This is a genomic window from Bartonella sp. AP21QHHD, assembly GCF_042196205.1.
Taxonomy (GTDB): Bacteria; Pseudomonadota; Alphaproteobacteria; order Rhizobiales; family Rhizobiaceae; genus Bartonella.
In genome coordinates this window covers 22000-34616 of the sequence record NZ_JBHIPT010000116.1, presented here as the reverse complement: position 1 = coordinate 34616, position 12617 = coordinate 22000, and the positions used below count along the sequence as shown (strand labels likewise).

Sequence of the window (12617 nt, the reverse complement as noted above, 5' to 3'; positions counted from 1 at the left end):
ATTATGCTACTTCATTTTTCAGGATAAGCGGTATGGTGCATGTGAATAATTTTCTGAACATACTTGCAAAGATTGGTTTGAAACGCAAATGAATGAAAATAATGAGAGTGAACGAATTGCTAAAAGGTTAGCGCGTGCTGGTATTGCTTCGCGTCGAGATGCAGAAATGATGATTGTTGCAGGTCGTATTTCTGTGAATGGTAAAGTCGTGACAACGCCTGCTTTTAATGTTAGCCGCTCTGATGTTATTATAGTTGATGGCAAACCTTTACCTCCTATAGAACGAACGCGTTTATGGCTTTACCATAAGCCAGCAGGTCTTGTCACCACGAACCGTGATCCTGAAGGCAGACCTACAGTATTTAGTAATTTACCAAAAGGAATGCCGCGTGTTCTTTCTGTTGGAAGGCTTGACATTAATACGGAAGGGCTTTTGCTTTTAACCAATGATGGTGGCTTAGCGCGTGTATTAGAGCTTCCTGTAACGGGGTGGGTCCGCAAATATCGCGTCCGTGCTCATGGAAGAGTAAAACAGAGTGCGCTGGATAACCTTAAAAATGGTATTGCAATTAATGGTATTTTTTATGGTTCGATTGAAGCATCAATTGAACGCGAACAAGGGTCGAATGTATGGCTTTCTGTCGCTTTGCGAGAAGGAAAAAATCGTGAAATAAAGAATGTTTTAGGGGCATTGGGATTATCAGTTAATCGATTAATACGTGTATCTTATGGTCCATTTCATCTCTCTGATTTAGAAGAAGGAGCCGTGCAAGAGTTAAAAGGGCGGATGTTACGAGATCAGTTGGGTGAGCGTTTAATTATGCAAGCCAATGCAGATTTTGATGCTCCTATTCTTAAGCCATTTTCAAATTCTGCAGTTGTTGCAGAAAAGCAAAGCCAGAAAGATCTTTCTGTTGCAAATGATGGTTGGGTTTTCTCAAGTGAAAGGGCGATACGACGCCGACCAAGAGATGGTTCTGTTGAACATAGTCGCGCACGATTAAGTACAAAGTCTCATGAGAATGTAAAGAAGGAGAAAAGTGAAGAAGGAAAAGCAGAGCGTTTTCTACCGCGTTCTCGCCGTGCTAATGTTTGGATGGCTCCTGGTGCACGTCCGCAAAGTGCACGTAGAAAGCCTTCCTATAGTGAGGAGAAATCGCATGATCATAAGAGCGATTTGGATGGTAGAAAATCATTTCATCGAGGCAAGGAAAAACTAAAAGAAAATCCGTCATACAAAGAGAAGAGGGAAAGGTTTGTTCAAAAACATGGCAAAATATCTTATGACGAGACGCATCCCTTTGGTAAGAAAGATCGCTTTTTAAAGGATAAAGAGAAAATGATAAAAGGTGGTCATGATGAGCATTCTTTTGAGAGAAAGAAAAAGGTAAAATCGTTTGGTGGTGCTATGAAAAAATCTAAACCACATAGGGACGGTGCAAAAACTTCGAAGCGATTTGGAGGTCCACGTGCGGATCATAGGCGGTAAATTTGCTGGGCGTGTTTTGTTTTCGCCTGTTAATCAGTCGATTCGCCCAACGAGTGATCGTACACGTGAAAGCCTTTTTAATATTCTTTCTAGCCGTGAAGAACAATTTTGGACCAATAAACGCATTCTTGATCTTTTTGCTGGGACTGGTGCTTTAGGCATCGAAGCACTTTCACGTGGAGCAAAGGCTGCTGTTTTTGTTGAAAACTCGGTTGAGGGGCGTGGGGTAATTCAAAAAAATATCGAAGCCTTTGAATTACAGTCAATAGGGCGGATTTTGCGTCGAGATGCAACCAAACTTGGTAATATTGGAACAATGCTGCCATTTGATGTTATCTGCGCTGATCCTCCCTATAGCCATTGTTTAGGTGAACGTGCTTTTGTAGAAGCTTTGCGAGGAGGGTGGGCAAAAGCTGATACACTCTTCATACTTGAAGAAAAGAAAGATACAATGATTCATTTACCTGACGTCTTTTATCTAGATGATGAGCGTTTTTATGGTGAAACAGCAATACGTCTCTATAAATTACGATCGCTTACATCTTGAGAAAGTTCTTGTGTTTATCCGATAGGATGAAAAAATGCTTTTACACAGTTTTCTTCATTTTATATGGTTTTTAAAAGGTTAAGCAGAAAATCAATAAAAGATTCTAATGTTAAAGGAATTGATGAATTTTTATTAGCTTTACTATAGAAGGATGTTTTTTCTCCAATAGGATATATATTCCTCGATAATAGTTATGATCTTTTTTGTCTAATTTTTTCTGCTATACCTTAATCATCACATTTCATCAGCAGTTGAAAGCTTTAAGCTATGCAGTCTGCATTTATATCTTATATGATGCGTAACGTCTATTTTTGTTATTGTATAAATTTAAAAAAGATATTTTGTTTAGTATTGAAAATATTGTTCATTTATCCTGAATATTTGTGTGTTTAGTTTAGTAGTATCCCTTGTTGATTTAATCATTACATATTAAGTAAATCTGAGAGTATTAAGTATCTTATCGTTGTGCAGCTTTAAGGATACTTTTTTATATTATTCTTTATCACTAAAGATAAGGAATTTGTAAAAAAGGGGAGATTATCATGTTTAAATGGATATATAGTGAAGAGATTAGCACAGAAGCAAGTGCTGAGCAAATTTGGGCTATATGGGAGGACGTAGCAAAATGGCCTTCTTGGGATCACGAACTTGAGTGGGTAGAACTTTTTGGTGCTTTTAAAGTAGGAGCTGTAGGCCAAATGAAACCTAAAAAAGGACCTACAGTAACTTTTACACTTGATAAAGTTATAAAAAATGTTTGTTTTTCTGATTATGCTAAACTTCCTTTTACACGTATGAGTTTTAATCATGAATATATTTGTTCAACAAAATCTGGTTCTTCCAATAACAAAATTCGTCATACTGTAATTATGTATGGCTTACTTGCTCCTTTCTTTGGAGTGATTATTGGATCAAAAATTAAGTTATATCTTCGCGATGCAATGATTGAAATGAGTAGACGTGCTCTTACTGAAAACAAAAGCATCTTGTAAGGGGGTGCATTTATAAAGAAGTTAATACCTTAAAAAAGGTGCAGAAATCTTAGCCTTGTTAGAATGAAATTAGTTATGAGTATATAGCAAATTGATGAGCTATGATTTGGTTTTAGTTAGCTGTTGAAATCGTGTCAAAGCATCTTACGGGATTAATTTTGCGCTAAAAATCTTATGAAATTCATTGAATTTTTTTTATATATAAAAGCTTATAAGATGCTCTCTTCATTGAAAATGAGAAAGTTTCAGAAGTTCATTACTTCTCTATGATGTAGGTCCATATCGTCATAATATTTTCCTGTTTCTAATGTTGCAATATTTTTTGCATTTAAAACCTTCATAAGAGGCATTTTGATTTCTTCTTAAATAGGTTTCATTCATATGCCCCTTATTCATGATATGCTCGCAAATAGTTGTGATTGACTCAACATGAATAGGTTCGAAACAAAGAGAATTTTATGCTATTAGGCTTTTTTATACAAATTACAAAACAATAAATTATAAGTATAAATCAAACTGTTAATTTTATTGAAAGATTACAAGATAATTTCTTGATTACTTTTAAATATAAAAATGAGTTCTTTATGATATTACGTCCATTAGGGTAAAGAAGTTTATGACTGCTCATTTTGTTGAAACCATAATGGAAGGAAATATTTTTTACTCTGTTTAAGTTTTATTTCATTTACAAGAGTGCCGTCTCATTATGAGAGAGTTTATAGAAGCAAAGAAGTGTATACAAATATAAGGCATTTTCTTGATTCTTTCTTGGAAATTAAAGAATGCTATAGGAAAGATATGAGGTAAGTTTTTTACTACCCAGAGGAAGGAAGACCTGTGATTTAGATCATTTTATACTTTTCGAATTTTTGAGGACTTTGGCTTAAATTCAAGTGTTATTGCTAAGACTTTTGTTAATTGCCAATTGTTCTGTTGATTTGATTGTCAGTGGAGATTTGGCTCCTAAAATGATAAGGGCCCATGAGAAATCTTGAAACTAAAGAGATTTTACGGCATATACGGCATATTACGTCTTTTCATAAAGAAGCTAAAAGGAAAATGATTTAATGCATTAAAAGAAAAAGAATGCATGAATGTGCATAATCTTATGAATCAATACACAAGAGTTATATTTTGATTTGTATAAATTTGTCAGAATGCTTATCAATGTAAATAATAAAATATTTTAGGGAGTCTATAATGACTGATAAAAACCAGATTGAGAAAGCTGTTTCGCTGGTTGAAGCAGCAAAGCGTTCTGGGGCAGATGCTGCTGATGCTGTTATTGTTCATGCTCATTCTACCAGTGTATCAGTTCGTTTTGGGAAAGTCGAATCGACAGAAGCAGCAGAGAGCAATGATTTTACTCTAAGGGTTTTTGTTGGAAAAAAAGTAGCAAGTGTTTCTGCTAATTTAGGATCTTATCCGCAAGAACTTGCGGAACGTGCTGTTGCGATGGCTAAAGCTTCTCCCGATAGTTTATTTGAAGGTTTGGCAGATAAAGAGTGTTTGGTTAAGTATCCTAAAGATCTTGATCTTTTTGATGATTTTGTACCCAGCAGTCATTTTTTAACAGAAGATGCTTTAAAAACGGAGGCAGCAGCTCTTGATGTTAAAGGTGTAAGCAATTCTGGTGGCGCTGCAACAGCTTATGGCCGTAGTGGGTTTATTCTTGTGACCAGCGATGGTTTTTGTGGAGCCTATCGCTCAAGTTGTTTTTCACGTTCTTGTAGTGCTCTTGCAGGTGAAGGAACACAGATGGAGCGGGATTATGATTATACAACAGCCTTACATTTTTCTGATTTAGAGGCAGCAGAAACTGTGGGAAAGAATGCAGGGCTTGGTGCTGTTCGACGTTTGGGGGCAGTTCGTGCGGCGACTGGGAGCGTTGATGTTATTTTTAATCCGCGTACGGCTCGTGGAATTGCAGGGCATATCGCATCTATGGTCAATGGAGCCTCTGTGGCTCGAAAAACGAGTCTTTTACAGAATTTCCTAGGCAAGGAAGTGATGAAGCCTAATGTTAATGTAACCGATCAACCTTTGCGATTACGTGGAAATGCTTCTCATCCTTTTGATGGAGAAGGGGTAGAGGGGCAAACACTCAATATTATTGAAAATGGTATTTTAAAAAATTGGCTTCTTTCATCATCTACAGCACGTGAATTGGGACTTAAAACAAATGGACACGGTATGCGTTCGGCATCATTAGTGCAGCCGACCAGTACAAATTTTGCTATTGAACCGGGTTTAGTATCGCCTTGCGATATGATAAAAGATTTGCGAAATGGATTTTATGTGACCGAATTATTCGGTCATGGCATTGATTTTATTACTGGTCAGTATAGTCGTGGAGCTTCCGGTTTTTGGATTGAAAATGGTGAAATTGCTTATCCGGTAAGTGAAGTAACGCTAGGTTCTGATTTGCTTCATATGTTAGCACATTTAACACCTGCCAATGATATTGATCGGCGTTATAGTACAGCTGCTCCAACATTGTTAATTGAAGGGATGACACTTGCAGGAAAATAACACGCATCATTCTTCTGATTTAAATCTTTTGCGTGACGTTTGTCGAGAGGCAGGAGATTTAGCAATGCGGTATTTTGGATGCACGTTGGATGTCTGGATTAAAGAAGGTAATTCCCCGGTTAGTGAAGCAGATTTTGCTATTGATCATTTCTTGAAAGAGAGGCTTCTTGGAGCTCGTCCAAATTATGGATGGATTTCAGAAGAAACAAAAGATAATCGAGAAAAACAAGATTATTATGAGCGCTCTTTTGTTGTTGATCCTATTGATGGAACGCGTGGTTTTCTTTCTGGCAATCCTTATTGGTGTATTTCGGTTGCCATTATTGAGAATGGGCGTCCTATTGTGGGCGTTCTACAATGTCCGGCTCAAGGAGATGTTTATACAGCTGTAACGGGTGGAGGGGCAACATTAAATGGGATAAAACTTCCTCGTTTAGCCTTTGAGGTTCATCGAAAATATAAAATTTCACTTGATAAATCGCTCGCACAAAAATTACCAGATGATTTTCTCAATCAAGTCAGTCTTTATCATTATCTTCCTTCTCTTGCTTATCGTATTGTTCTTGTTGCTCAAGATGAAATTGATATCGTATTAGTTCGTCCAAATTGTCATGAATGGGATATTGCCGCTGCTGATCTTATTTTGCAGGAGTGTGGAGGGTGTTTTTTATCGCTTGATGCCCCTTTACTATCTTATGGAATTGAACCTTACCAGTATGGACTTTTAATTGCTGGTAAAAATAATTGCTGTCAAGATATGATAGATGTTGTTCGTCAAACAAAGTTAGTTTAATCACGTAAAAGCGCGCTAAAATAATCTAAATGATATGGAGGCACATATGACTGAAACCAAAGGAAAAAAACAATATTTACATCTTGTATTTGGTGGGGAATTAAAAAATCTTAACAGTAATCAATTTAAGAATCCTGATGATTTAGATGTGGTTGGTATTTTCTCAGATTATCAATCCGCTCAAGAAGCATGGCAGGCAAAAGCACAAAGCAGTGTAGATAATGCATTACAACGTTATTACATTGTAGATTTGCATCAGTTTCTTGATGCTGAGTTAGGCGATGCAGAATAAAGCTTGAATATTTGGTCATTATAACCTGTAGATTGCTTCATGCTTTTGTTTAGTCGTCCTTTTCATAGGTACGTTCTTCGGGTAAAATAGAATGCCGTAAAAAAGAATATGCTTGTTGTTTAAAATTCATATGTTTTTTTAAGAAACATCTCCCAAAGCACCCAAGCCCATTTCATAATAGCGTCCGTGCAAGGTATAAAATCCATTATTGCACCACCATCTTTACGCTTAATAAAAATGCAAGACAGTTTCTATCAACCTATTTACAACAGCAATATTATCATGACAGCTATCACTCGAAGTTTATGATTATATTGTGAATAGTCACTCTGCTTTTGAATGGGGTATGAGACACTAATGCGTTAAGATTAATAAAAAGATTAGCATTATTAATGATAGCAATTATTACTCTGTTGAGATTATTAGCACTCGTTACTTATCTATTGGAATTTTTTCAACGAGTTATTACTATAAGCTTAGAAACCATGAAAGTCGTTAGAAACTTTACCAAAATTAGAAACTTAGAGAAACTGAATAGATTTATGAAGTTAACTTACCTCATAAGGATTTCTTGAGTACTCATTTAAAACTACAATCTATAAGTTAATCATTTTGTGTTGATTATATACAATCTTAAAAGGAATAATATATCATTGCGACCTCCTGAAAAGAGAGGATTTAAAATTTTGAAAACTCTTATTTAAATTGCTTTAAGACTTTTAAGAAATTCTCTATTAAACAAGATTAGATTTTTCTGGATTACCTTTAAGAGATTATATCACAATTTAAAATGAGAACTCTATACTATTCAAAAGTTTTTTAAGATTAGTTTGACATATTCATTTTATTGAAATGAAATAATAGAGATTGAGCTTTCTTTTAAACACATTTTATTTGTTGTATTTATATTAGGTTGTAATGTCTATATGGGTTATTTTTTTGAAAAATTGACAATACCTAACATATGTAAAAATAAGCTTTTTCTCTAAAATACCAACGTGCAAAATTCAAAGTCTCATTAAAATCATAAGAAGTATTTATTCAGTGAGTTGAAAAAATTGATACAATCTATGTCATAGGTTTATCATTTATATTTTAAAAATTATAATCGACTGAAATGTAGTTTTGTTATTTTTGAGTAAGATTTTTTATAGGGTGCAGAATGAAGTGATAAAATCGATATAAGTTACAAAATTTAATTAAAAGAGATTTAAATAATGTGTATATGTATTGAATTTTCTCATGGATTAAGCTTTTTTTATTTAAGATATGAATGATATTAAAAAATATGGATGCAACCAATAGTGTTGATGAATTTTTTAACAAAATAAGTATATAGATATCTTAAAATAGCTGGATGAGGTGATTTTAAATGGTAGAATTAAAGGCACATACGGCTCTTTTAAGCTATCGAATGATTGGTTTTTGCTTATGTCCTGTTATTCCTTTTTATTTGTTCTTTCGTGCTATTCGTGGAAAAGAAGAGTGGTGTCGCAAAAAAGAGCGTTTAGGTAAAAGTTCTCATATACGCCCCCAAGGTTCGTTAGTTTGGTTGCATGCAGCAAGTGTTGGAGAAACACTTGCACTTGTTCCACTTATAAATTATATTTTATCATTGGAAATCAATGTATTAATGACAACTGGGACGGTGACATCTTCTACTCTTGTGAAAAAATATTTTGGTAATAGGTTGATTCATCAATATGCTCCTTTGGATTTAGATTTTGCAGTGCGCCGTTTTATTCGTCATTGGAAGCCTGATCTCGTCTTAATTTGTGAATCAGAAATTTGGCCTCTTCGTATTAAAGAACTTGCAAAAATGCGTATTCCGCAGATTTTGGTTAATGCCCATATGTCTGAACGTTCTTTTAAAGCTTGGCAAAAACGACGTGTTCTTGCCAAACATATTTTTAAGGATATTGATTTGGCGATTGGTCAAAATGAAAGAGATGTAGCTTATTACCATACACTTGGCGTAAAATCTGTTACGTTTTCTGGTAATCTCAAGGCTGATGTTTTTCTGGTTGAAAATCAAGAATTGCTTGCACGTTATCGTAATGCTATCGGCAATCGCCCAGTTTGGGCAGCTGTTTCAACGCATGAAGGGGAAGAGGAGATTGCTTTTGAGGTCCATAAAATTGTTAAAAATTATTTGCCAGATTTATTAACAATTATTGTGCCTCGTCATCCAGAACGTTCAGAAGATCTTATCAGAAAATGCGATAATAAGGGGTTAAGTTTTATTCGTAGGAGTAGAGATGCTGTTCCAAACATGAATACCGATATTTTATGGGGAGATACCATTGGAGAAATGGGACTTTTTCTTCGCTTATCGAAAGTTTCTTTCGTTGGTAAATCGTTATGTGGAAATGGTGGACACAATCCATTGGAATTGGCTTTGCTTGGTTCCGCTATTTTGACAGGGCCTCATGTTTCAAATTTTCAAGAGATGTTCAAACAATTTCTAACGCGTGATGCAGCATATATGGTTCAAGATACAAAACAGCTTGCTATTCAGGTGTATAAGCTTTTAACAAATGAAACATTGCGGCAAGAAATGGTTGATAAGGCTCATGAAGTGGCAACAGGTATGGCAGGTGCATTTGAGCGCACATTAAAGATTTTAGATCCATTTTTACAACCCCTTGTAATACAAACAGGTTTACGTCAGCGTCAGGGTAGATATGCATATTAGCGCCCCTCGTTTTTGGTGGAAAAATAAAAGCTTTTTGCGTTTTGTGTTAGCTCCAGTTTCATGGGGGTATGGTTATTTTTCAAGTCGTTTTATGACAAGACAGCCTCCCGTGATTGATCTGCCAGTTTTGTGTATTGGAAATTTTACATGTGGTGGTGCGGGTAAAACGCCGGTTGTTATTGCTTTTACAAAAGTGGCTAAAGAACTTGGTTTCGTACCTGGTATTATATCTCGTGGTTATGGTGGATCAGTTAAAGGGGTACATCTTGTAAATGAAAAATATGACAATGCACGCGATGTTGGAGATGAGGCACTTTTACTTGCACGGCATGCTTTTGTAGCTGTATCACCTAATCGTTATGCAGCGGCACAACGGCTTAAACAAGAGGGATGTAATCTTATTTTAATGGATGACGGATTTCAAAGTCGCCGTCTTTATATGGATTATGCGTTACTCGTTGTTGATGCGATGCGCGGTTTTGGTAATGGAGCTGTCTTTCCAGCAGGACCTTTGCGCGTACCATTAAAAACGCAGTTTTCTTTTATGGATAGTGTTTTATTGATTGGTCACTCCGATGCGCCTGATAATGTCGCTTTTTTTGTTTCGCGTACTGGAAAGCCTTTATATCGTGCTCATCTTAAAGCCAGTGCCTCTGATGAGGTTTCAGGAAAATCATTTTTGGCATTTGCTGGTATTGGCAATCCAGATAAATTTTTTAAATCTATTAAAGAATTGTCTGGTCATGTGGTGCAAACTTACATATATCCAGACCACTATTTTTTCACAGATAAAAATTTAAAAAGCCTTATACAAAAGGCTAAAATGCACAATTTATGGCTCGCAACAACAGCTAAAGATTATACCCGTATACAGACAATTCACATGCAAAAGGATTTGAAAAATCTTATTATCTTTGATGTGAATGTCGATTTTGTTCAAAAAGACTTCTGTCGTATGGTCCTTGAAGAGGTCATAACCCGCTTTAGAAAACGTTCCCTTGAATTTTCTTGTCTAAAAGGCAAAGGCTAAATTTATAGCTTTTGAGGGGTTATTTTTCTTTTGTTTTTAACAATTGCTTGAGATATGGGTTGCACTCAAGTTCGCGCTGATAGGAGATTTCACAACTAGCATATGCTTCTTGGCGGTGATGATTCCAATATTTTAAATCATCTATAGGGATTTTTTGCCCGCTAACAGCACAAATGGTATAGGTACCATATTCTATAATGTCATATCCGTTATTAGAATAATAAATTTTTGCTTCGCGTTCACCATTGGGAAACATTACAACTCCTTTTTACTTGATACAAGAGATTCAAGAAAAGTGCCATAAAATATATTATAAAGTCGAGAGTTAATTTTAAAATATTTTTCTTGTAAAAATGAAGAAGGGCTTATTTTCTGCCAAAAAGCCGTTCTATATCTGCTAATTTGAGTTCAATATAAGTAGGGCGTCCATGATTACATGTACTTGTATTAGGTATTGCCTCCATTTGTCGTAATAGTGTGTTCATTTCTTCGGGGCGTAAAAGGCGCCCTGACCGTATTGAGCCGTGACAGGCCATCGTTGCTGCAACATAATCAAGCATTGCTTTTAAATTATTTGTTGTATCATACTCAGCAGCCTCATCTGCGAGATCTTTAATAAGGGCTTGGACATTGATCTCTCCTAACATGGAAGGTGTTTCACGCACAACAATTGCTCCTGGTCCAAATGGTTCTATTCCTAATCCAAATTTTTGCAAAGCATCTTTATGCGTTAAAAGGCATGTTGCATCCTCTTCAGAGAGTTCTACAATTTCAGGAATAAGTAATAACTGTGAAGGAAGTGGTTTGGAATAAAGTGCGTTTTTGAGTGCTTCATAAACCAATCGTTCGTGAGCTGCATGCTGATCGACAATGATCAAACTATCTTGTGTTTGGGCGATAATATAGTTTTTATGGATTTGTGCTCTGGCCGCTCCTAATGGATAAGATAACTCTTCTGATGAAGATGTCGTGCTTGGAATGTATGCATCCCCACTTGGTGTATTTAAGCCCTCCATAATAGGAGCGGCATCTTCTTTTAAATCAAAAGAGTGAGTACTATCCAATGGTTTTTGGACCATTGAAGCACTGGTAAAATGATGAGGTTGTGAACTGTAAGAAGAGAACTGGTGCGTGTTCTTAAAACTGCCTAATGGTTGTTGTGCTAATGATTGTTGTGTTTGAAATGCAGCAAGCATTGCTTCAGAACGGGTTGAAGTAGGACGAATACCAGATTGCTGCAATGCTTCACGAATAGCTCCAACAATCAAACCACGAATTAATCCTGGATCACGGAATCGTACATCAGTTTTGGCTGGGTGAACATTAACATCTACCTCAGCAGGTGGGAGGTCAATAAAAAGAATAGCGACAGGATAACGATCTCGTGTCATGACATCAGCATAAGCGCCTCGGATAGCGCCCCATAGAAATTTATCACGCACGGGACGTCCATTAACATAAGCAAATTGATGAAGGCTGTTATTTCGGTTGAAAGATGGCAAACAGGCAAAACCTGTTAAGCGCACCGCTTCGCGTTCAGCATTCAGCGCAATGCTATTAGGGGCGAATTCTTTTCCCATAATCTGCGTAATACGTTGTAATTGTCCTTGAATATTATTTTCTGTAGCAGACAATTCCATAGATGTTCTGTCTAGTCCTGAAAGAGAAAAGCGGATATGTGGAAATGCGATAGCAATTCGCTTAATCATATCGCTAATAGCATTTGTTTCAGCCCGATCAGTTTTCATAAATTTTAATCGTGCTGGCGTGACAAAGAAAAGATCACGAACTTCAACAATTGTTCCAAGATTCGCAGCAGCTGGTTTGGGTCCTACAATTTTTCCTGCAGTAACGGAAATTTCAGCAGCGCTCTCAGCATCTTTTGTTCGTGAAATGAGTTTAAGTTTAGCAACAGAACCAATAGAGGGGAGGGCTTCTCCTCTAAATCCAAGGAAGCAGATATTGTGTACGTCATCGGTAATCTTTGAGGTACAATGGCGAGAAACTGCTAAAGTTAATTGATCTGCAGGAATTCCATAACCATTATCACTCACCTTTATAAAATTTTTTCCACCATTTGCTGTAATAATTTCAATGCGTGTTGCACCAGCATCAATAGCGTTTTCAACAAGTTCTTTGACAACATTTGCTGGTCGTTCAATAACTTCACCGGCGGCGATTTGATTAATAATATTTTCGCTAAGATGGCGTATAATCATAATAAATTCTAACAGGAATCTTAAGGGT

Annotated in this window: 10 protein-coding genes; 8 read left to right on the top strand and 2 right to left on the bottom strand. The window is 36.2% G+C overall.

Annotation, left to right across the window (positions count from 1 at the left end; all coding sequences use genetic code 11):
* Positions 1 to 88: 88 nt before the first annotated feature.
* The 8 genes from ACFIMC_RS08145 (at position 89) to lpxK (ending at position 10370) form a co-directional block, all read left to right on the top strand.
* Entirely contained in the window at positions 89 to 1489 is a 1401-nt protein-coding gene (locus ACFIMC_RS08145) for a pseudouridine synthase (protein ID WP_375632853.1), read from the top strand.
* Positions 1470 to 2036 carry a 16S rRNA (guanine(966)-N(2))-methyltransferase RsmD gene (gene rsmD, locus ACFIMC_RS08140; RefSeq protein ID WP_375618629.1) on the top strand — a complete coding sequence of 189 codons (567 nt, stop codon included), beginning with the start codon at positions 1470 to 1472 and terminating at the stop codon, positions 2034 to 2036. The genes ACFIMC_RS08145 and rsmD overlap by 20 nt, the downstream gene beginning before the upstream one ends.
* Before the next feature lie 542 nt (positions 2037 to 2578).
* Complete coding sequence (locus ACFIMC_RS08135) at positions 2579 to 3028, top strand: hypothetical protein (RefSeq protein WP_375632855.1); 450 nt, start codon at positions 2579 to 2581, stop codon at positions 3026 to 3028.
* 1200 nt (positions 3029 to 4228) lie between these two features.
* A complete protein-coding gene (locus ACFIMC_RS08130; protein WP_375612375.1) occupies positions 4229 to 5560 on the top strand; it encodes a TldD/PmbA family protein in 1332 nt (443 codons plus the stop codon).
* Positions 5547 to 6353 carry a 3'(2'),5'-bisphosphate nucleotidase CysQ gene (locus ACFIMC_RS08125; RefSeq protein ID WP_375618599.1) on the top strand — a complete coding sequence of 269 codons (807 nt, stop codon included), beginning with the start codon at positions 5547 to 5549 and terminating at the stop codon, positions 6351 to 6353. The genes ACFIMC_RS08130 and ACFIMC_RS08125 overlap by 14 nt, the downstream gene beginning before the upstream one ends.
* 46 nt (positions 6354 to 6399) lie before the next feature.
* Positions 6400 to 6645, top strand: a complete 246-nt coding sequence (locus tag ACFIMC_RS08120) for a DUF4170 domain-containing protein (RefSeq protein ID WP_375618600.1) — start codon at positions 6400 to 6402, stop codon at positions 6643 to 6645.
* 1372 nt (positions 6646 to 8017) lie between these two features.
* Positions 8018 to 9340, top strand: coding sequence for a lipid IV(A) 3-deoxy-D-manno-octulosonic acid transferase (waaA, locus tag ACFIMC_RS08115; protein ID WP_375638580.1), 1323 nt, complete (start codon positions 8018 to 8020; stop codon positions 9338 to 9340).
* Positions 9330 to 10370 carry a tetraacyldisaccharide 4'-kinase gene (gene lpxK, locus ACFIMC_RS08110; protein WP_375668557.1) on the top strand — a complete coding sequence of 347 codons (1041 nt, stop codon included), beginning with the start codon at positions 9330 to 9332 and terminating at the stop codon, positions 10368 to 10370. The genes waaA and lpxK overlap by 11 nt, the downstream gene beginning before the upstream one ends.
* Positions 10371 to 10389: 19 nt before the next feature.
* Here lpxK and ACFIMC_RS08105 read toward each other — a convergent pair whose 3' ends face one another.
* Positions 10390 to 10626: a DUF2093 domain-containing protein gene (locus ACFIMC_RS08105; protein WP_375612380.1), complete on the bottom strand. Its 237-nt coding sequence runs from the start codon at positions 10624 to 10626 to the stop codon at positions 10390 to 10392.
* A 109-nt stretch (positions 10627 to 10735) separates the two neighbouring features.
* Positions 10736 to 12589 carry a DNA mismatch repair endonuclease MutL gene (mutL, locus tag ACFIMC_RS08100; protein WP_375681062.1) on the bottom strand — a complete coding sequence of 618 codons (1854 nt, stop codon included), beginning with the start codon at positions 12587 to 12589 and terminating at the stop codon, positions 10736 to 10738.
* Between the last annotated feature and the right edge of the window lie 28 nt (positions 12590 to 12617).